The sequence below is a fragment of the Brevibacterium ammoniilyticum genome, from assembly GCF_038429965.1.
GTDB lineage: Bacteria > Actinomycetota > Actinomycetes > Actinomycetales > Brevibacteriaceae > Brevibacterium > Brevibacterium ammoniilyticum.
Genome location: NZ_BAABNP010000003.1, coordinates 66,733 through 86,141 on the forward strand (window position 1 = coordinate 66,733; position 19,409 = coordinate 86,141).

General features: G+C 69.7%; 21 protein-coding genes. All 21 read left to right on the top strand.

The genetic code is table 11. The annotated features are described in order from the left end of the window. Position 1: 1 nt before the first annotated feature. The 21 genes from AAHA49_RS04120 to lgt all read left to right on the top strand — a co-directional run bounded on the left by AAHA49_RS04120 (position 2) and on the right by lgt (position 19,359). Positions 2-2,098, top strand: coding sequence for a primosomal protein N' family DNA-binding protein (locus AAHA49_RS04120; RefSeq protein WP_342037297.1), 2,097 nt, complete (start codon positions 2-4; stop codon positions 2,096-2,098). Between the two features lie 259 nt (positions 2,099-2,357). Continuing rightward, positions 2,358-2,642 carry a hypothetical protein gene (locus AAHA49_RS04125; protein ID WP_339392727.1) on the top strand — a complete coding sequence of 95 codons (285 nt, stop codon included), beginning with the start codon at positions 2,358-2,360 and terminating at the stop codon, positions 2,640-2,642. Between the two features lie 11 nt (positions 2,643-2,653). Then, on the top strand, positions 2,654-3,517 hold the full coding sequence (locus tag AAHA49_RS04130; RefSeq protein WP_339392726.1) for a hypothetical protein: 864 nt from the start codon (positions 2,654-2,656) through the stop codon (positions 3,515-3,517). A 109-nt stretch (positions 3,518-3,626) separates the two neighbouring features. Further along, complete coding sequence (locus AAHA49_RS04135) at positions 3,627-4,580, top strand: methionyl-tRNA formyltransferase (protein ID WP_342037298.1); 954 nt, start codon at positions 3,627-3,629, stop codon at positions 4,578-4,580. Position 4,581: 1 nt separating this feature from the next. After that, positions 4,582-5,949 (top strand): RsmB/NOP family class I SAM-dependent RNA methyltransferase, encoded by a 1,368-nt coding sequence (locus AAHA49_RS04140; protein WP_342037299.1) that lies wholly within the window; start codon positions 4,582-4,584, stop codon positions 5,947-5,949. Continuing rightward, the gene (gene rpe, locus AAHA49_RS04145) at positions 5,946-6,605 is read left to right on the top strand and encodes a ribulose-phosphate 3-epimerase (protein WP_342037300.1); all 660 of its coding nucleotides are present in this window, start codon (positions 5,946-5,948) and stop codon (positions 6,603-6,605) included. Before AAHA49_RS04140 ends, rpe begins: the two co-directional genes overlap by 4 nt. A 34-nt stretch (positions 6,606-6,639) precedes the next feature. Next, positions 6,640-7,317, top strand: a complete 678-nt coding sequence (gene pnuC / locus AAHA49_RS04150) for a nicotinamide riboside transporter PnuC (protein WP_342037301.1) — start codon at positions 6,640-6,642, stop codon at positions 7,315-7,317. 45 nt (positions 7,318-7,362) lie between these two features. Then, positions 7,363-7,626 (top strand): phosphoribosyl-ATP diphosphatase, encoded by a 264-nt coding sequence (locus AAHA49_RS04155; RefSeq protein ID WP_339392721.1) that lies wholly within the window; start codon positions 7,363-7,365, stop codon positions 7,624-7,626. A gap of 38 nt (positions 7,627-7,664) precedes the next feature. Beyond that, positions 7,665-8,504, top strand: coding sequence for an ATP phosphoribosyltransferase (gene hisG, locus AAHA49_RS04160; protein WP_342037302.1), 840 nt, complete (start codon positions 7,665-7,667; stop codon positions 8,502-8,504). Continuing rightward, positions 8,485-8,952, top strand: coding sequence for a PH domain-containing protein (locus AAHA49_RS04165; protein ID WP_342037303.1), 468 nt, complete (start codon positions 8,485-8,487; stop codon positions 8,950-8,952). The genes hisG and AAHA49_RS04165 overlap by 20 nt, the downstream gene beginning before the upstream one ends. Next, positions 8,949-10,184 (top strand): CaiB/BaiF CoA transferase family protein, encoded by a 1,236-nt coding sequence (locus tag AAHA49_RS04170; protein ID WP_342037304.1) that lies wholly within the window; start codon positions 8,949-8,951, stop codon positions 10,182-10,184. The genes AAHA49_RS04165 and AAHA49_RS04170 overlap by 4 nt, the downstream gene beginning before the upstream one ends. Positions 10,185-10,188: 4 nt before the next feature. After that, positions 10,189-11,691, top strand: a complete 1,503-nt coding sequence (locus tag AAHA49_RS04175; RefSeq protein ID WP_342037305.1) for a carboxyl transferase domain-containing protein — start codon at positions 10,189-10,191, stop codon at positions 11,689-11,691. Positions 11,692-11,701: 10 nt separating this feature from the next. Further along, positions 11,702-12,466, top strand: a complete 765-nt coding sequence (gene hisF, locus AAHA49_RS04180; protein ID WP_342037306.1) for an imidazole glycerol phosphate synthase subunit HisF — start codon at positions 11,702-11,704, stop codon at positions 12,464-12,466. Beyond that, positions 12,463-12,831: a phosphoribosyl-AMP cyclohydrolase gene (hisI, locus tag AAHA49_RS04185; protein ID WP_342037307.1), complete on the top strand. Its 369-nt coding sequence runs from the start codon at positions 12,463-12,465 to the stop codon at positions 12,829-12,831. The genes hisF and hisI overlap by 4 nt, the downstream gene beginning before the upstream one ends. Continuing rightward, positions 12,812-14,392 carry an anthranilate synthase component I gene (trpE, locus tag AAHA49_RS04190; RefSeq protein ID WP_342037308.1) on the top strand — a complete coding sequence of 527 codons (1,581 nt, stop codon included), beginning with the start codon at positions 12,812-12,814 and terminating at the stop codon, positions 14,390-14,392. The genes hisI and trpE overlap by 20 nt, the downstream gene beginning before the upstream one ends. Further along, the gene (locus AAHA49_RS04195) at positions 14,389-14,994 is read left to right on the top strand and encodes a Trp biosynthesis-associated membrane protein (protein WP_342037309.1); all 606 of its coding nucleotides are present in this window, start codon (positions 14,389-14,391) and stop codon (positions 14,992-14,994) included. Before trpE ends, AAHA49_RS04195 begins: the two co-directional genes overlap by 4 nt. Before the next feature lie 92 nt (positions 14,995-15,086). Continuing rightward, positions 15,087-15,356 carry an HGxxPAAW family protein gene (locus AAHA49_RS04200; protein ID WP_339392712.1) on the top strand — a complete coding sequence of 90 codons (270 nt, stop codon included), beginning with the start codon at positions 15,087-15,089 and terminating at the stop codon, positions 15,354-15,356. Beyond that, positions 15,353-16,153 carry an indole-3-glycerol phosphate synthase TrpC gene (gene trpC / locus AAHA49_RS04205; protein WP_342037310.1) on the top strand — a complete coding sequence of 267 codons (801 nt, stop codon included), beginning with the start codon at positions 15,353-15,355 and terminating at the stop codon, positions 16,151-16,153. The genes AAHA49_RS04200 and trpC overlap by 4 nt, the downstream gene beginning before the upstream one ends. A gap of 70 nt (positions 16,154-16,223) precedes the next feature. After that, complete coding sequence (trpB, locus tag AAHA49_RS04210; RefSeq protein ID WP_342037311.1) at positions 16,224-17,432, top strand: tryptophan synthase subunit beta; 1,209 nt, start codon at positions 16,224-16,226, stop codon at positions 17,430-17,432. After that, positions 17,429-18,208 (top strand): tryptophan synthase subunit alpha, encoded by a 780-nt coding sequence (gene trpA, locus AAHA49_RS04215; protein WP_342037312.1) that lies wholly within the window; start codon positions 17,429-17,431, stop codon positions 18,206-18,208. Before trpB ends, trpA begins: the two co-directional genes overlap by 4 nt. After that, positions 18,205-19,359, top strand: a complete 1,155-nt coding sequence (gene lgt, locus AAHA49_RS04220) for a prolipoprotein diacylglyceryl transferase (RefSeq protein WP_342037313.1) — start codon at positions 18,205-18,207, stop codon at positions 19,357-19,359. The genes trpA and lgt overlap by 4 nt, the downstream gene beginning before the upstream one ends. Positions 19,360-19,409: the final 50 nt, after the last annotated feature.

The window sequence follows — 19,409 nt, forward strand, 5'->3', positions numbered from 1 at the left end:
CGTGGACGAACCGCTCTTCCCCGCCGCCACCACCGCGCACGGTCAGGTTCCCGTCGCGGAGACCGATCCCGTCGCCCGGGTGCTCGTCGACCATCCCGTCCCGCATCTGGCCCGGGCCTTCGACTATGCGGTGCCGCTCACGCTCGCCGAGGCGGCCCAGCCCGGGGTGCGGGTGCGGGTGAAGTTCGCCGGCCGGCTGCGCGACGGGTACATCCTCGAACGGACCGAGTTCAGCGACCATGTCGGTCCGCTCGCCGTCATCGAACGGATCACCTCGCCGCTGCCGGTGCTCACCCCCTTACTCGTCGAACTCTGCGAGGCCGTGGCCACCCGGTACGCCGGGACGCTGCCCGACGTCCTCCGCCTCGCGATCCCGCCCCGGCATGCCCGTGCGGAGAAGGCTGTCCTCGCCGAGGTGAGCGCTCGGCCCGCGACGCGGCAGTCGCCCCCGGAACAGGCCACGACCGAGGCCGATTCCGAGTCAGATTCCAATTCCGAGTCCGACGTCGAGACTGACGAGGACACGACGCCGGTCCTCACAGCACTGGGCACCTGGGTCGCCGACGGCAGCGCGCCTCCGCTTCCGTCGGCTCTCGCCGACGCCGCGGGCGCCACGAGCGCCCGGCTCGCACTCACGGTCACCCCTGGTCGTCTGCCGGGCCTCGGCTGGATCACCGCGGGACTCGTCGCAGCTCGAGCGGCCCTCTCGGCCGGCTCCTCGGTGCTCTGGCTCGTCCCCGATCACCGGGAGATCGCCGTGCTCTCCGCCGCCCTCGACGCCGAGGTCGCCCGGGGGACCATCGATGAGTACACGGCACTCCACGCCGACCAGTCACCCGAACAGCGGTGGACGGCGTGGCTGAGAGGTCTGCTCGGGCGCACCCGCCTGCTCATCGGCACCCGGGCCGCCGCCTTCGCCCCGCTTGCCGACCTCGGTGTCATCATCTGCACCGACGACGCGAACCAGAACTACCTCGACCAGCACGCCCCATACCCGCACGCCCGTGAGGTCTGCCTGCTCCGGTCCAACCTCGAGGACACGGGCCTCCTCTTCGTCTCGACCGACCGCAGCGCCGAGGTCGAACGCCTCGTCGAGATCGGCTGGCTGACCGACATCAGTCCCTCGGCGACCGACCGTCGAGCCGCCTCGCCGCGCGTCGTCGTCCCCGACGAGGACCGCGACCCGTACGCGTGGCAGCGGATCCCCAGCAGGGCCTGGGAGATCATGCGTGAGGCGCTCCACCCGCGCGGGGACGAGGCCGCCGGTCCCGTGCTCGTCCAGGTGCCCCGGGCCGGCTACTACCCGGTCTTCGCATGCGCCCGCTGCCAGGAGACGGCGCGCTGTCCCGTGTGCGAATCCCCGCTCTCGACCCAGTCCGAGGTCGGTCCCTTCGCGTGCCGGACCTGCGGCTACCACTCTGAGACATTCACGTGCAGCCGCTGCCGCTCCCACCAGGTGCGCTCGATCGTGCGCGGGCGCACCCGCACCGTCGAGGAGCTGTCCAAGGCGCTGCCCGGGGTGGAGATCGTCGAATCCGGGGGAGAGAACATCCCCATCGCCGTCGACTTCACCCCCCGCGTCATCGTCGCCACCACCGGCGCCGAACCCTACGCGATCGGCGGGTACGCGGCCGGGATCCTCCTCGACTCCCTGTGGCCGGGACCGTGGATGCGCGCAAGCGACGAAGGGGTGCGGCGCCGAATGCGGGCGGCCTCGCTCGTGCGCGCGCGCACCGACGGGGGAGTCGTCTACCTCGGCGATTCCGACGAGGTCATCCGCGGGGCCCTGACGACCTTCGACCCGGCTGTGACGATGGCCAGGGCGCTCCACGACCGGCGCGAGCTCGGGTTCCCGCCATACCGGCGCATCGTCGAACTCACGGGTACGGGAACCGACATCGACGCGGTGCTCGGCGAGGTCCCCGAACTCGAGGAGCTCACCCGGGACGAGGACGAGGCCGGGCAGAAGGTCGTCGCCGCCTACCCGATCGCCGCAGGCCCCCACATCGGCACCCGGCTGGCCGAGATCACCTCTGCCCGCTCGGCGAAGAAGCTTCCCCAGGTGCGCGTGCGCATCGACGACCCCCGGTCCCTGTGAGCCGAGCGGCGAAACAGACAATCGACCTGGTCCGCTCGCCGTTGCCCCGACAGATTGTCGCTTTGCGAAGGGCACATCGACCCTAAGTTCGGCGGGCTTCTCCTGAGGCGAACTGGTGTCCCAACGGCTCGCGTCAGATGTGCAGGGTATATCTAGGACTGCGCGCTAGAGTGTAATCAGAACTCTGTGGGGGGAGGGATCGAAGATGTTTGATCGCGTACGCGCTAGTATCCTCTTTGACGTCAGCGGCACAGCACCAATGGACGAGGTCGTAAAAGTCGTTCACCAGGGCTTCGAAGCCGTCCAATCCGATGGGTCCTCTCGGTTGGAGCACTTCGAGGTGGCGGCTTCGCAGATGTCGCGGAAGATCGTCGTCGATGTCGAACTCCAAGTGCCGACCGAATCGGCTCGGGAGGTTGAAGACGATGTCGATGACCTCATCCACCGGGCTCTGGTGCACACCGGCCAGTTCACCTGGGACTCCGATAACAGTCCCGGCCTGATGCATCTGACGCAGGGGTTCTCTCAGTACGCGTACGCCTAGGCGCCACCATCGTGAACAACAAGTTCGAACGCGTTGCTGAGAAGTTCGCGCAGTTCATCACCGGCCACGCAAGCACAGTGATGCCGCTCATTGGTTCGGCCATCCTCGCGGCGGCATCGATCTACATGGCTTTCCTACCGATAGTCGCTTGGATCCTGTTTGCGCTGGGGCTGTTATTCGTTGTCATCGGTATCGTCGCGCTCGTGTATCTGAAGCCGTCGTATGTGACTCTGCGCGAGAAGCACGCTGAATTGGAGACTGAAGTCGAATCGTTGAGGCGCGAAGTGAACAACGGCGTCCGCGCGATCGAAGAAGAACGGCGCTTGCATCGTGTTGCTCTGGTCGCCATGCTCACACATGTTGCTCGTCGGGCACTTGCAGTGGGAGCCCCAAGCACGGATCCCGATCGCTGCAGGATTTCGATCTACGTGAAGAGGGAAGACCAGTTCGTGCTCGTTGCTCGGTGGTCGAAGAGTGAGAGGCTTCGACAGATCGGACGCCAGTACTTCCCGGTCGGTCAAGGACTCATCGGCGAAGCGTGGAACAGCACGAAAGGTACGGCGCTGGTGAATGATCTGCCGGAAGACCCCCACGAGTGGTTGAAGACACAACAAGGCAAGTATGGATTCGATGAGGCGACATCACGGAATCTGACGATGCAGTCCCTCTCGATGAGCGCCGTGTGCGTCGGCGGGGAGCGCAAGACACCGGTCATAGTCGTCGAATCGCTAGAGAAGAAGCTTCTTGGGCTGCGAGCCACCGACGACTTGAAGAACACCGATCCGTACAGAGAAGTCGCTCAGATCATCTCCGATGCGGACATCATCATTCCCCAGGTGCACGAAACCCTCCCCGCGAAGAGTGCTTCTCCCTGAACCGCCGCCACTGCCTGCGCTCGACTTCTGATCACTGTCAAAGAGGTCGGCCTGAGGTTGAGGTGGGCGCCGCGAACAACCAGCCGCGTAGGACGTAGAATCATCATTCGTGGATATCGTCTTCGCCGGCACCCCTGAGGTCGCCGTCCCCGCCCTCGACGCGCTCGTGGACTCCGAGCACACCGTTCGCGCCGTGCTCACCCGCCCCGACGCCCCCGTCGGCCGCAGACGCGTCCTCACCCCCTCCCCGGTCAAGGTCCGCGCTGAGGAGCTCGGTCTGCCCGTCATCGAAGCCGCCCGACTGCGCGGTGAGGTCATCGCCGAACTGCGGGCCCTCGACGTCGACGCCGTCGCCGTCGTCGCCTACGGGGCGATCGCGGGGCCGGCCGCACTCGCCACCGCCCGCCTCGGCTGGTTCAACCTCCACTTCTCCCTGCTGCCCGCCCACCGAGGTGCTGCCCCCGTCCAACGGGCGCTCATCGCCGGTGAGGAGACGAGCGGGGTGAGCGTCTTCCGCATCGACACCGGCATGGACACCGGCGACGTCGTCCGCGCCCTGCCGCTGCCGCTGGACCAGCCCGACGCCGCCTCGGCGCTGTCCGCGTACGCCGCCGCCGGCGCCCCCGAGCTCGTCGCCGCCCTCGACGACCTCGCCGCCGGCACCGCGCACTTCACCCCGCAGGACGAACTCATCGCCGCCGGCGCCCAGGCCAGCCATGCGGGGAAGATCACCGCCGACGACGCCCGACTCGACCTCACCCGGGACGTCGCCGAGGTCGTCGCCCGCTCCCGCGGGGTCAGCCCCGCCCCCGGTCCCTGGGTCGAGATCGACGGCAAGCGCACGAAGCTCTTCGGCCTCGCCCCCACCTCGGCGACAGACGTCACCCACCCCGATCCGGGACTCCTCACGGGAGTCGGCGGGGCAGTCGTTCTCGGCTGCCGGGACGGCTGGGTGAGCGTGAACGAGATCCAGCCCTTCGGCAAGGGCCGCATGCCCGCCGCCGACTACCTGCGCGGCCACGGCAAGGCTCGCATCACCAGCACCCCGACGAAGGAGGCCTGATATGGCCGATCTGCCCCGGCGACTCGCGTGGGAGGTGCTCGTCGACGTCGCCGAGAAGGACGCGTACGCGAACCTCCTCCTGCCCGCGAAGCTCGCCCGCACGAAGCTGCGCGGCACCGACGCCGCCTTCGCTACGGAGCTGACCTACGGAACCCTGCGCGGACAGGAGTTCTACGACGCCGTCATCGCCTCGGCCGCCGGGCGACCGGTATCCAAGATCGACGCCGAACCGCTCGCGGCGATGCGCCTGGGCGCCCACCAGATCCTCTCGATGCGCGTACCCGACCACGCCGCGCTGTCCGAGACCGTCGGCATCGTCAAACGCGTCTCCCCACGCACCTCCGGCTTCGTCAACGCAGTGCTCCGCCGCATCTCGGAAACCGACCGCGACACGTGGCTCGAACGGGTCACGGACGGCCTGTCTGAGACAGGCCGGCAGGCGATCGAACACTCCCACCCCGAATGGGTCGTCCGCGCGCTCACCCAGGCGCTCAAAGGCCACGGCCGCGACGGCGGGGAGATCACCGCCCTGCTCGGCGCCGACAACACACCCGCCCGCGTCGCGGTGACCGCACTGCCCGGACTCCTCGACCGTGAGACTCTGCCCGGCGACCCCGCCCCGCTCTCACCCGTCAGCGTCCTCTTAGGTGACGCCGTGCCCCGTGACGTCCCCGAGATCGCCGACGGCCGGGCCCGCGTCCAGGACGAAGGCTCCGCCCTCGTCGCCCTGGCCCTGGCCGCCGTCGACGCCCCGGACGGCACCTGGGCCGACCTGTGCGCCGGACCCGGCGGGAAGGCCGCGGTGCTCGGCGCCGAAGCCGAGCTGGCCGGGCGCAGGCTCGAGGCCTCCGACTCGAGTGAGCACCGGGTCTCCCTCGTCGAGACCTCGACGCAGGCCCTGGACAACGTCGACGTCACCGTCGCCGACGCCAGAGACGCCACCGGACCATTCGCGAAGGTCCTCGTCGACGTCCCCTGCATGGGACTCGGTGCCCTGCGCCGCCGCCCCGAAGCCCGCTACCGCCGCCGCCCCGACGACGTCAACGCCCTGGCCGGACTGCAGCGCGAGATCCTCACCGCGGCGCTTGAGGCGTGCGCCCCCGGCGGGGTCGTCGCCTACTCGACGTGCTCCCCGCACTACGCGGAGACCGTCCTCGTCGTCGACGACGTGCTCCGGGCCCGGCAGAAGAACGGCGAGTCACCCGTCGAGGTCCTCGACACCCCCGCCGTCCTCGCCGAGATCACCGGTGCCGAGGCGGACGGCTTCGCCTCGGTGACCCGCGGTCACGGGCGCTTCGCCCAGCTCTGGCCCCACCTCCACGACACCGACGGCATGTTCCTTGCCCTGCTGAAGAAGGCGAACCCATGATCGAGATCAACCCCAGCATCCTCTCCTCCGACTTCTCCGACCTCCGCGGGGAGCTTGCGAAGATCGCGACGGCCGACATGGCGCACATCGACGTCATGGACAACCACTTCGTGCCCAACCTCACCTTCGGCCCGCCCGTCGTCGAACGCATCCAGGCGATCAGCCCCATCCCGCTCGACGCGCACCTCATGATCGCCGACGCCGACCGGAACGCCCCCGTCTACGCGGAGATCGGCTGTGCTTCGGTTACCTTCCACGCCGAGGCGGCCGCCGCCCCCGTGCGCCTGGCCCGGGAGCTGCGCCGGCTCGGGGCCCGGGCGAGCCTCGCGCTCAAACCGGCCACCCCGATCGAGCCGTACATCGACCTCCTCGGCGAATTCGACCAGATCCTCATCATGACCGTCGAACCCGGCTTCGGCGGCCAGAAGTTCCTCGACGTGTGCCTGCCGAAGATCGCACGCACCCGACAGGCGATCTCCGCGGCCAACCTCGAGATCCGCCTCCAGGTCGACGGCGGCGTCTCCGCCGAGACGGTCGGACGCGTCGTCGAGGCCGGAGCCGACGTCCTCGTCGCCGGCTCCGCCGTCTACGGGGCCGAGGACGCAGCCGGGGCGATCGCCCAGCTGCGCACGCTCGCCGCCGACCACGCTCACTGACTCACACCCACGACACCCGAGAACCGAGGCGAGAATGGACATCTTCAGCTGGCTCAACGCACCGGCGTTCGAACTGCTCGGCAAACCCGTGCCCTATTCGGACCTGTTCGGCAACATCTGCGCCCTCGCCACGGTCGTCCTCGCCCTGCGCCGGAACATCCTCTCCTGGCCGGTGCAGATCCTCGGCTCGATCCTCCTCTTCTCCGCCTCGCTGTCCGCCGGCCTCGGCGGCAACGCGTCGAGGCAGGTCGTCATCATCGTCGCCGCGATCTGGGGCTGGAGCCAGTGGAAGAAGTCGAAGGAGACCTCCGGCGAGGTCGTCGTGCGCTGGGCGACCTGGAAGGAGCGGGTGGGCCTGCTCGCGGCCCTCGTCATCGGCACCGCCGTCTTCGGCTACGTCCTCACCGTCGGCGGCTGGTCGTGGAACCCGTACCCCGACGCCTACATCTTCATCGGCTCGCTCGTGGCGATGTACGCCCAAGGCCGGGCGATCGTCGAATTCTGGTTCGTCTGGCTCCTCGTCGACCTCGTCGGCATCCCGCTGGCGATCTCCGGGGGACTCGTCTTCTCCGGCGCCGTCTACCTCATCTTCCTCGTCATGGTCATCCTCGGACTCATCGACTGGGCGAAGCGGTCGAAGCAGACGATCTCCGCGCCCCACCTCGGCGCCACCGACGTCACCCGGGGACCCGAGGAGGAGTCCGGGACCTGAGACCCCGGTCGGGTCACTCACCGGTCATGGTCTACCCTGGATCAGGTGAAGACCTTCGATTCCCTCTACGCCGAACTCCTCCAGAAGTCCCTCGACCGCCCCGCGGGGTCGAAGACCGTCGCCGAACTCGACGCCGGAGTCCATGCGATCGGCAAGAAGATCGTCGAGGAGGCCGCAGAGGTGTGGATGGCCGCCGAATATGAGACGAAGGACGAGCTCGCCGAGGAGATCTCCCAGCTGCTCTACCATCTCCAGGTGCTCATGATCGCCAAGGATCTCAGTCTCGACGACGTCAACGCGACGCTCTGACCGCGAACCCACCGACACCACCTTCCGCAAAGGACGACATGCTGCGTGTAGCCGTGCCCAACAAGGGCATCCTGTCCGAAGCCGCCACCGACATGCTCAGCGAAGCCGGGTACTCGACCCGCCGCGGATCGAAGACGCTCGTCCATCGCGACGACGTCAACGGGGTCGAGTTCTTCTATCTCCGCCCCCGCGACATCGCCGTCTACGTCGGCTCCGGCATCCTCGACGCCGGCATCACCGGCCGTGACCTCCTGCTCGAATCCCAGGCGCCGGCCCAGGAGGTCGTCGGACTCGGCTTCGGCTCCTCCCGCTTCTTCTACGCCGGGGAGTCCGGCCGTTTCACCTCGGTCGACGAACTCGCAGGACTGCGGATCGCCACGAGCTTCCCGCACCTCGTCCAGACCGACCTCGACGAACGCGGGATCAGCGCGACGACGGTGCAGCTCGACGGGGCCATCGAGGTCTCGATCCAGCTCGGCGTCGCCGACGCCGTCGCCGACGTCGTCGAAACCGGGTCGACCCTGCGCGCCGCGGGACTCGAGACCTTCGGCGAACCCCTGCTCGACTCCGAGGCCGTGCTCGTCCAGCGCGACGGCGCCGACGCTTCGATCGAGGTGCTGCGCCGCCGACTCGAATCCGTCATGGTCGCCCGCCAGTACGTCCTCGTCGACTACAACATCGAAGAGCGCCTCGTGCCCGAGGCGATCGCCCTGACCCCCGGGCTCGAATCGCCCACCGTCTCCCCGCTCCAGGAGACCGGCTGGGTGGCGGTGCGGGTCATGGTCGAGGCGAAATCGGTCAACAACGTCATGGACCGCCTCTACGCGGTCGGAGCCCGCGCGATTCTGGTGACGAGCATTGGCGCCTGCCGCATCTGAGTTCGAGGTCTTCCGCCCGCGGCAGGTGAGGATCATCGGCATCGTCGGATCCATCGCCCTGTTCGTCGGGTTCGCGGTCCTCTCACTCGCCCTCTTCGTCGTCGACTGGAGACCGTGGCACCTCATCGACATGGTGTGGATGAACCTGCTGGGGATCCTCTTCGGCGGGGCCCTGCTGCGCGTCGCCGACATCCAGGCCCGACCCGATGAGACGGGGCTGACGGTGCGCAACATCGTGCGCACCCGGCACATACCGTGGTCGCAGATCCTCGGCGTGACGTTCTCCTCCGTCGGCGACGACCCGTGGCCCGTCCTCGACCTCGCCGACGGCACCACGTGCGCGGTCATGGCGATCCAGCATGCCGACGGCCCCCGCGCACACGAGGAGGTCGCCCGACTGCGTATGCTCGTGACCAGATGGACGAACTTCGAGGAGGACCAGCCATGACCGAGCCCGCACCCGCCCGCGAGACGGGGCCGCTGACCGGTTACACCGTCATCGACCTCTCCCGAGCGCTGGCCGGACCGCACGCCGGGATGATGTTCGGCGACCTCGGCGCCCGCGTCATCAAGGTCGAGAACCCCGGCCGCGGCGACGACTCCCGGTCCTGGGGTCCGCCCTTCGTCGGCCCCGCCGGCCAGGAGCAGGCCACGTACTTCTTCTCCTGCAACCGCAACAAGGAGTCGATCGCCCTCGACCTCAAATCCGAGACCGGAACGGCCACGCTCACCGAGCTCATCGCTCGCGCCGACGTCCTCATCGAGAACTTCCGCACCGGCGTGCTCGACCGCCTCGGCTTCTCCACCGCCCGCTGCATGGAGATCAACCCCAGGCTCGTCATCCTCTCGATCACCGGCTTCGGCCACGACGGGCCCGAGTCCGCGCGCGCCGGCTACGACCAGATCGCCCAGGGTGAGGCGGGACTGATGTCCCTGACCGGCTCGGGTCCCGACGACATGCAGCGCGTCGGCGTGCCGATCGCCGACCTGCTCGCCGGCATCTACGGCTCCTACGGGGTGCTCGCCGCCCTGCTGGAGCGCGAACGAACCGGCCGCGGCAAGATCGTGCGCACCTCGCTCATCGCCGGCATGGTCGGCGTCCATGCCTTCCAGGGCACCCGGACCACCGTGGCCGGGGAGACCCCGCTGCCCGGCGGCAACCACCACCCGTCGCTCTCGCCCTACGGGCTCTTCGCCTCGCAGGACGGCGCCGTGCAGATCTCGGTGGGCAATGAGAACCTCTGGCAGAAGTTCACCGCCGCCTTCGACATCGACCCGGCGACCCCGGGCATGGAGGACAACGCGGCCCGTGTGGCCAACCGGCAGGCCGTCATCGACCTCATCGAATCCCGGTTCGCAGCCTTCGACTCAGCGACCCTGCTGGAGAAGCTCAGTGCCGCAGGCATCCCCGCCGGCACCGTGCGCACCCTGCCCGAGGTCTACGCATGGGAGCAGGCGCTCAGCCAGGGACTCAAGGTCTCCGTCGACCATCCGGTGCTCGGCGACATCGACCTGCCCGGCCCGCCCCTGCGGTTCTTCGACAGCGAGGCCGGCACCGAGGTGGAGACGACGAAGACCACCCACGAGGCCCCGCCGCTGCTGGACGAGGACGCCGAGGCGATCGCCGCCTGGCTGACCGGGGCGAATGAGCCCGAGACGACGCCACCTGAGGGGCGGTGAGACCGTGGCCCGCCTGAACGCGAACGAACTCGTCGACATCGTCCTCGACGCAGGCTCCTTCGTCTCCTGGGACGAGGCGCCGATCACCCCGGCCGGGGGAGTGAGCGAGGGCTACGCGGCCGAACTCGCCGCCGCGGCCGAGAAGTCCGGTGTCGACGAGGCGATCATCACCGGAGAGGGGACGATCAACGGCCGCCGTGTCGCCGTCGTCGCCGGCGAGTTCCGGTTCCTCGCCGGTTCGATCGGCGTCGCCGCCGCCCAACGGCTCGTCGACGCGATCGAACGCGCCACCCTCGAAGGCCTGCCGCTGCTCGCCGGACCCGCCTCCGGGGGCACCCGCATGCAGGAGGGCACGGTCGCGTTCCTCTCGATGGTCAAGATCACCAATGCCGTCGTCGCCCACCGGCGGGCCGGCCTGCCCTACCTCGTCTACCTCCGGCACCCGACGACCGGGGGAGTCTTCGCCTCGTGGGGGTCGATGGGCCATGTCACCGTCGCCGAACCCGGCTCCCTCATCGGGTTCCTCGGACCGCGTGTGTTCGAAGCTATCTACGGCGAAGCGTTTCCGGAGAACGTCCAGACCGGGGAGAACCTCCACAAGCACGGCATCATCGACGCCGTCATCGGCCCCGAGCGGATCCACGCCACCGTCTCCCGCGTCCTCGACGTCCTCATGGGCGCCAAGGAAGTGCCCGCCCGCGTGCCCGACCCCGACACCCGTCCCGTCCGCATCGACCCCGACGCCGATGCGTGGCAGGCGATCACCCGCTCCCGCAACCCGCAGCGCCCCGGCGTGCGCGACCTGCTGCGGACCGCGGCGAACACGGTCCTGCCGCTCAACGGCACCGGGCAGGGCGAGAAGGACCCCGGGCTGCTCCTCGCACTCGCGAAGTTCGGCTCCGCCCCGTGCATCGTCCTCGGACAGGATCGGTTCCGGCAGGACTCCCGGGCCCCGCTCGGACCGGCGGCCCTGCGGGAGGCCAGGCGCGGGATGAAGCTCGCCGCGGAACTCTCCCTGCCGCTCGTCACCGTCATCGACACCCCGGGGGCGGCACTCTCGCAGTCCGCCGAGGAGGGCGGCATCGCCGGGGAGATCGCCCGGTCCCTGGCCGACCTCGCCAACCTCGACGCCCCCTCGGTCTCCCTCATCCTCGGCGAGGGCTCCGGGGGAGGGGCGCTCGCGCTCATCCCCGCCGACCGGGTGCTCAGCGCCGAGAACGGGTGGCTGTCCCCGCTGCCGCCCGAAGGGGCGTCGGCGATCGTCCACCGGACCACGGAGTTCGCCCCGCAGATGGCGCAGAGCCAAGGCGTGCACGCCCCGAAGCTGCTCGAGACCGGGGTCGTCGACCGGATCATCGCCGAGCATCCCGACGCCAGCGAGGAACCGCTGGACTTCGTCGCCCGGGTCGGTGCGACACTCGAATACGAACTCATCGAACTCATGCGCGAACCCGCAGGCCGCCGCCTGGCCCGGCGGATGGAGCGCTACCGGACATTGGGAATCTGAGGAGCAGACCATGGTTGCCGTGAGAGTCATCCCGTGCCTCGACGTCGACGCCGGCCGCGTTGTCAAAGGAGTCCGCTTCGCCGACCTCCGCGACGCCGGCGACCCCGTCGAACTCGCCCGCGCGTACGGCGAATCGGGGGCCGACGAACTCACCTTCCTCGACGTCACCGCGAGCTCGGGCGACCGGGAGACCGTCCACGACGTCGTCGCCGCGTGCGCTGAGGAGGTCTTCATCCCGCTCACCGTCGGCGGCGGCATCCGCAGCGTCTCCGACGTCGACCGGCTCCTGCGCGACGGGGCGGACAAGGTCTCCGTCAACACCTCCGCGGTCGCCGACCCGCAGCTCATCAGCGACATCTCCCGTCACTTCGGCAACCAGGTCCTCGTCCTCTCACTCGACGCGAGACGCACGCAGGGCGCCCCGACCGCCTCGGGGTTCGAGGTGACGATCCGCGGCGGCCGGGAGGGCACCGGACGGGATGCCATCGAGTGGATCCGCGAAGCCGCCGACCGCGGAGTCGGGGAGGTGCTGCTCAACTCGATCGACGCCGACGGCACCCGTGACGGCTTCGACCTCGAACTCATCAAAGCCGCCCGGCAGGCCGTGAGCGTGCCGCTCATCGCCTCGGGCGGGGCCGGCGCCGTCGAGCACTTCGCCCCGGCCGTGCGGGCCGGCGCCGACGCCCTGCTCGCGGCCAGCGTGTTCCACTTCGGCACCCTGCGCATCGACGAGGTCAAGGCCGCGCTCGCGGCAGAGGGGATCGAGGTCCGATGAGCACAGCACAGATCGACGCGACACCGGAGAACTGGCGCGAGGTCATCAGCCTCGGTGAGAACGGGCTCATCCCCGTCGTCGTCCAGGAGGCGAGCACCCGGGACGTGCTCATGCTCGCGTGGATGGACCGCACCGCGATCGAGCGGACCCTGAGCGAACGCCGCGCCGTCTACTGGTCCCGCTCCCGACAGGAGCACTGGGTCAAGGGGGAGACCTCCGGCCACACCCAGTACCTGGTTTCCCTGGCGCTCGACTGCGACGCCGACGCCCTGCTCATGGTCGTCGACCAGACCGGTCCCGCCTGCCACACCCTCACCGCCACCTGCTTCACCGGAAGGACGATCAGTGACCGCGACGAGAACTGAGTCCGGACTCGACATCCGCCCCGACCTCGCAGGCTTCCGGGCCGCCGGGGCCACCGCGCGGCTCGTGCCCGTCACCGCGGAGGTGCTCGCCGACGCCGAGACCCCGCTGAGCCTGTATGCGAAGCTCACCGATGCGGGGCCGGGGTCCTTCCTCTTCGAGTCCGCCGAGGCCGGCGCGTGGGCCCGCTACTCCTTCATCGGCTCCGCACCTGTCGCCACCCTCGTCACCGCAGGCGACGGGTTCGCCTGGGAGGGCACCCCGCCGGTCGGGGTGCCGCGGACCGGCAGCGTCCTCGACGCAGTAGCGGCGACCCTCGAGCTCCTCGCGGTCGACACGAGCGATCTCCCGCCGATGGTCTCGAGCCTCGTCGGCTACTTCGGGTGGGACATCGTCCGCGAGGTCGAACGGCTCGGGGCGCCCCGCCCCGACGAACACCGCCTGCCGACCGTGCAGCTGATGATCCCCGGCGACATCGCCGTCTACGACCACTACTCCGGCACGCTCACCCTCGTCGCCAACGTCGTCAACGTCGACGGGGCCGAGACCGGGATCGACGAGGCCTACGCCTCCGGGGTGGCCCGGATCGAGGCGATGGTCAACCGGATCACCCGGCCCGCCCCCGCCGAGGTGGTCCTGCCCCGTCCGGCACAGCCGCAGGTGCGCACGCGCACCCCCCGGCAGGACTACCTCGGCGGGGTGGAGCGGGCGAAGCAGGACATCGTCGACGGTGAGATCTTCCAGGTCGTCCTCGGCCAGCGGTTCGACACCGACTGCGCGGCCGATCCGCTCATGGTCTACCGGATGCTCCGGCATTCGAACCCCTCGCCGTTCATGTACCTCATCAACGTCGCCGACGCAGACGGGCAGCCGGTGAGCATCATCGGCTCCTCACCCGAGGCGCTCGTCACGGTGCGCTCGGGCACCGTCGTCACCCACCCGATCGCCGGTTCGCGCCCGCGCGGGGCGAGCCCGGAGGAGGACGACCGCCTGGCCCGGGATCTGCTGCGCGATGAGAAGGAGCGCGCCGAGCACCTCATGCTCGTCGACCTCGCCCGCAACGACCTCGCGAAGGTCTGCCGGGCCGGGACGGTCGACGTGAGCACGTTCATGGACATCGAGCGCTTCAGCCACATCATGCACATCTCCTCGACCGTGCGCGGTGAGCTCGCCGCGGGCCGCGGCGGCGTCGATGTGCTCAAGGCCACGTTCCCCGCCGGCACCCTGTCCGGGGCGCCGAAGCCGCGGGCCCTGCAGATCATCGACGAGCTCGAGGTCGTCGGCCGCGGACTCTACGGGGGAGTCGTCGGGTACATGTCGTTCACCGGCGACCTCGACCTGGCGATCGCCATCCGCACCGGTGTGCTGCGCGAGGGCGTGATGAGCGTCTACGCGGGCGGGGGCATCGTCGCGGACTCCGTGCCCGAGACTGAGTACCGGGAATCGGAGAACAAGGCGGCCGCAGTGCTCACCGCGGCCGCCGCGGCCGAGCATGCGGTGCGGGTCGATGGCGAGGTGGCTGCCCCGCAGGCGGCGGTCGTCGAGGCGGGAGGTCTGCGATGACGAAGTCCCGCGGAGTCCTCCTCGTCCTCATCCTCGCCGCCGCCCTGTGGGCGATCACCTTGGCCACCTGGCAGACGGGTGCCGGGTCGGAGCCGCTCGGACCCTCCGGCGTCGCCCTGCCGGATCAGGCGGAGACGACCCAGGCCTCGCCGATCGCGACCGCGTGCGTGGCGATCATCGCCGTCTGCGGGCTGCTCTCGGCGATGTTCGGGCGCATCGGGCGCTTCGTCATCTTCGGCCTCGCCCTGCTCGCCGCCCTCGGCTACGGCATGTCCGCGATCACCGCGATGGGCGCCCCGGGGGCGACCTCGTGGCCGCTGTTCGCTCTGCTCGCAGCGATCCTCGCCGTCATCGTCATCGGCTGGGTCGCCGCGGCCTCGCGGCACTGGACCGGGTCGAACCGGTATGCGCGCACCGCGGAGTCCGCCGGCGGCGACTTCGACTCCGCGGCGACCTGGGATGCGCTCTCCCGCGGCGAAGAGGTCGAGTCGGGCGAAGAGCGGCAGACCGCCGAGGCGGCACCGGGCGAGGAGCCCGCTCCTGAGTCACGTGAGAGGCCGGAGACCGAACCGGGAGACGACGAGACGCCCCCGAAGAAGTGACGGTCTCAGACCCTCGCGTCGATGTCAGCGGACGCCGTCGGTCGTGACACAATAGGAGCGAGATACTTGAGCACGTCTGCGTAAGGAGCACCATGTCGCAATCAGTCGCCCGTTCGGGCGCCACCGACCTCGACAAGTCCACGATCGACTACGCCGCGATCGCCGATCCCGGCCACGGCAACTCAGTCGCCGGTTGGACCGGTGTCATCATCATGCTCGTGGGGCTCTCGATCGGCTGTGTGGGCTTCACGATCCACAACCCGACGATCGTCTACATCGGCGGCGGAGTCGCCGTCGTCGGCCTCATCATCGGCATGATCCTGCGCGCTGTCGGACTGGGAACCAAGCCGAAGCGCCGATGACGGTCCTCGACGACATCATCGCCGGCGTCCGTGAGGACCTCGAGGCCCGCAGGCGCGAGGTCCCGCTGACGGCGATCGTCGAAGCCGCTGCCGCGGCCGAGCCTGTGCGCGCTTTCGACCTCGACGCGGACTTCGGTGTCATCGCCGAGGTGAAGCGCCGTTCGCCCTCTCGCGGCGACCTCGCCGAGATCCCGGATCCGGGCACGCTCGCCGGCCTCTACGCCTCAGGCGGGGCACGGGCGATCAGCGTGCTCACCGAGGGCCGCCGCTTCTCCGGCAGCCTCGCCGACCTCGACGCCGTCCGCGCGGCCGTCGACATCCCGGTGCTGCGCAAGGACTTCATGGTCGAGGAGTACCAGTTCCATGAGGCCCGCGCTCACGGCGCCGATCTCGTCCTCCTCATCGTCGCAGCACTCGACCCCGTGCAGCTGCGCGACTTCCACGACCTCGCAGCCTCCCTGGGCATGACCGCGCTCGTCGAGACGCACAGCGAAGCCGAGATGGAGACCGCGATCGACATCGGCGCCCGACTCATCGGCGTCAACACGCGCAACCTCAAGGACCTGAGCGTCGACACCGCCCGCTTCGCCCCACTCGCCGGCCGAGCCCCCGCCGAGGCGACGCTCGTCGCCGAATCCGGGGTCGCCGGAACTGCCGATGTCGAGGCCTACGCCCGCGCGGGCGCCGACGCCGTGCTCGTCGGCGAAGCGCTCGTCATCGGCGGCGATCCCGACCGTGCGGTGGCCGAGTTCACCGCGACCGGCAGGAGCGCCCGCTCACCGCGCATCCGCGCCTGAGATCCTTTCCTGACCCAGCGGCCGCCTCGGCAGCCGTGCGAGCAACCGACCCAGACCCCGAAGGACTGCCATGACCGAGACGATGGAGACCGGACCGTACTTCGGTGCGTTCGGCGGACGGTTCATCCCCGAAGCGCTCATCCCGGCGCTCGACGAGATCGAGGAGACCTGGCGGAAGTCGCAGGTCGACCCCGAGTTCACCGCACAGCTGCTCGAGCTGCAGGTCGACTACATCGGCCGCCCCAGCCTGCTCACCGAGGCCAAGCGCTTCGCCGAGCACTGCGGCGGCGCGCGGGTGTTCCTCAAACGCGAGGACCTCAACCACACCGGCAGCCACAAGATCAACAATGCGATCGGCCAGGCGCTGCTGGCCAAGCGGATGGGCAAGACCCGCCTCATCGCCGAGACCGGCGCCGGTCAGCACGGCGTCGCCACCGCCACGGCCGCAGCACTGCTCGACATGGAGTGCGAGGTCTACATGGGCGAGGAGGACACCCGGCGCCAGGCCCTCAACGTCGCCCGCATGCGCCTCCTCGGTGCGAAGGTCAACTCCGTGACGAACGGCACCCGCACCCTCAAGGATGCGATGAACGAGGCGATGCGCGACTGGGTCGCCAACGTCGGCAGCACCCACTACGTCATCGGCACCGTCGCCGGCCCCCACCCGTTCCCGGCGATGGTCCGCTCCTTCCAGAAGATCATCGGCACCGAGGCGCGCGAGCAGCTGCTCGAGAAGGTCGGCCGTCTCCCCGACGCGGTGTGCGCGTGCGTGGGCGGGGGCTCGAACGCGATGGGCATCTTCGCGGCCTTCCTCGATGACGACGTCCGGATCTTCGGCTTCGAAGCCGGGGGAGAGGGCATCGCCTCCGGCCGTCACGCCGCCCGCTTCTCCGGCGGACGCCCCGGCGTCCTCCACGGTTCGGCGACGTACATCCTCCAGGACGAGGACGGGCAGACCCGTCCCTCCCATTCGGTCTCGGCCGGCCTCGACTATCCGTCGGTGGGCCCCGAGCACTCCTACCTCCACGATGCCGGTCGGGTCGTCTACGAACCCGTCGTCGACGAGGAGGCGATGGAGGCCCTGCAGCTGCTCGCCCGCACCGAGGGCATCATCCCGGCGATCGAATCCGCCCACGCCCTGGCCGGGGCGATGCGGGTCGGCCGGGAGCTCGGGCCCGACGGCATCATCCTCGTCAACCTCTCGGGTCGCGGGGACAAGGACATGACCACGGCAGCGACGTGGTTCGACTACTTCGACGAAGGAGCAGTGCAGGTATGACGACGACCGGAGAGACCCTGGAGTCCGTCGCCGCCGCGGGACGCAGCGCCGCCCTCATCGGCTACCTGCCCGTGGGCTTCCCCACCGTGGAGGGGTCGATCGAGGCGATGGTCGCCCTCGTCGAATCCGGCGTCGACATCGTCGAGGTCGGCCTGCCCTACTCCGACCCGGGCATGGACGGTCCCGTCATCCAGAGGGCCGCGGAGACCGCGCTCGAGAACGGGGTGCGGACGAAGGACGTCTTCTCAGCCGTCGCCGCCGTCACCGAGGCGGGAGGCACAGCCGTGGTCATGAGCTACTGGAACCTCGTCCTCCAGTACGGTGTGTCCGCGTTCGCCCGCGACCTCGCCGCCGCCGGTGGGGCCGGCATCATCACCCCCGATCTCATCCCCGACGAGGCCGCCGCCTGGATGGCCGCAGCCGACGAGTACGGCCTCGACCGGATCTTCCTCGCCGCGCCGTCGTCGACGCCCGAACGGATCGCTAAGATCGTCGCCGCCAGCCGCGGTTTCGTCTACGCCGCCTCGACGATGGGCGTGACCGGAGTCCGCTCGAGCGTCGACGACCACGCCCGCGACCTCGTCGCCCGCCTCCGTGAGGCCGGCGCCCCGCACGTGTGCGTGGGCCTCGGCGTCTCCACCCGCGACCAGGCCGCCGAGGTGGCCGGCTACGCCGACGGCGTCATCGTCGGCTCCGCGCTCATCCGCGCCGTCGACTCAGGCGGCGTGCCCGCCCTGCGCGAACTGGCCCGCGAACTCCGGGAGGGCTGCGCATGAGCGGCGTCGACGTCCTCGCCGAGATCCCGTCTCCGAGCTGGAGCGGGTTCTCCATCGGCCCGCTCACCGTCCACGCCTATGCCCTGTGCATCCTCGCAGGCATCCTGCTCGCCCTGTGGCTGACCTCGAGGCGGTGGCGCGCGATGGGTGGACACGAGGACGACCTGTGGAACATCGCGATCATCACCGTGCCCGCCGGGATCATCGGCGGCCGGCTCTACCACATCTTCTCCACCCCCGACCCGTACTTCGGGCCGAACGGCAACCCGCTCGACGCCTTCAAGATCTGGAACGGCGGACTCGGCATCTGGGGTGCTGTGGCACTCGGCATGCTCGCGGCCTGGGCCGTCGCCCGCTACCAGGGGATCAGGATCCTGCCCTTCCTCGACGCCGCCGCCCCCGGCCTCATCCTCGCCCAGGCCGTCGGCCGCTGGGGCAACTGGTTCAACCAGGAGCTCTTCGGCGGGCCCACGACCCTGCCGTGGGGTCTGCGGATCGACAAGTACATCGACGGCCAGCTCAACCCGAACTGGCCCGACCCGGCCCTGCCCGCCGACACGCTCTTCCAGCCGACGTTCCTCTACGAGTCCCTGTGGAACCTCGCCGGCTGTCTCATCCTCATCTATGCCGCCAAGCGGTTCCGGCTCGGCCACGGTCAGGTCTTCGCCCTCTACATCTGCTACTACACGGCAGGCCGCGTGTGGATCGAGGCCCTGCGCATCGACGACGCCGAACTCGTCCTCGGGCTGCGGCTCAACATCTGGACGTCGATCCTCGTCTTCGCCGTCGGACTCGTCTGGTTCCTCGTCTCCCGCTCCCGGCACAAGGAGCCCGAGACCTCCGTCTACCTCCCCGGAGCCCGGGCCCTGGCCAAGCACGGACGCCACGAGGACGACGGCGCCGACCACAGCGGGCCGGCGGCTCCCGGCGCCTCTGGTGGGCAGGGAGCGCCTCGCGGCGACCAGCAGCCCCGCGGTGAGCAGCAGCCCGGCGGGGCGTCGCCGAAGCGGTCCCGCGGGTCCCGACAGGACCGTGCCGAGGACGAGAAGCCCGGGTTCGGATTCTTCGGAGCGGTCACCTCGGCGATCTCGATCATCCCCGATGTCCGCTCGCGTTCACGCGGAAATGAGGACGAAAAGTCCGGCAAGTGAGACGTTCTGGTTCACCTTTCGGTCCTTTCGCGTTTTCGTGAAGTGCCTCC

Bases quoted from the DNA above. Each gene is read 5' to 3' on its own strand.
- AAHA49_RS04125 (WP_339392727.1), top strand. From the start codon at position 2,358: ATGGACGAGGTCGTAAAAGTCGTTCACCAGGGCTTCGAAGCCGTCCAA.
- AAHA49_RS04140 (WP_342037299.1), top strand. From the start codon at position 4,582: ATGGCCGATCTGCCCCGGCGACTCGCGTGGGAGGTGCTCGTCGACGTC.
- rpe (WP_342037300.1), top strand. From the start codon at position 5,946: ATGATCGAGATCAACCCCAGCATCCTCTCCTCCGACTTCTCCGACCTC.
- pnuC (WP_342037301.1), top strand. From the start codon at position 6,640: ATGGACATCTTCAGCTGGCTCAACGCACCGGCGTTCGAACTGCTCGGC.
- hisG (WP_342037302.1), top strand. From the start codon at position 7,665: ATGCTGCGTGTAGCCGTGCCCAACAAGGGCATCCTGTCCGAAGCCGCC.
- AAHA49_RS04170 (WP_342037304.1), top strand. From the start codon at position 8,949: ATGACCGAGCCCGCACCCGCCCGCGAGACGGGGCCGCTGACCGGTTAC.
- hisF (WP_342037306.1), top strand. From the start codon at position 11,702: ATGGTTGCCGTGAGAGTCATCCCGTGCCTCGACGTCGACGCCGGCCGC.
- hisI (WP_342037307.1), top strand. From the start codon at position 12,463: ATGAGCACAGCACAGATCGACGCGACACCGGAGAACTGGCGCGAGGTC.
- AAHA49_RS04195 (WP_342037309.1), top strand. From the start codon at position 14,389: ATGACGAAGTCCCGCGGAGTCCTCCTCGTCCTCATCCTCGCCGCCGCC.
- AAHA49_RS04200 (WP_339392712.1), top strand. From the start codon at position 15,087: ATGTCGCAATCAGTCGCCCGTTCGGGCGCCACCGACCTCGACAAGTCC.
- trpC (WP_342037310.1), top strand. From the start codon at position 15,353: ATGACGGTCCTCGACGACATCATCGCCGGCGTCCGTGAGGACCTCGAG.
- trpB (WP_342037311.1), top strand. From the start codon at position 16,224: ATGACCGAGACGATGGAGACCGGACCGTACTTCGGTGCGTTCGGCGGA.
- trpA (WP_342037312.1), top strand. From the start codon at position 17,429: ATGACGACGACCGGAGAGACCCTGGAGTCCGTCGCCGCCGCGGGACGC.
- lgt (WP_342037313.1), top strand. From the start codon at position 18,205: ATGAGCGGCGTCGACGTCCTCGCCGAGATCCCGTCTCCGAGCTGGAGC.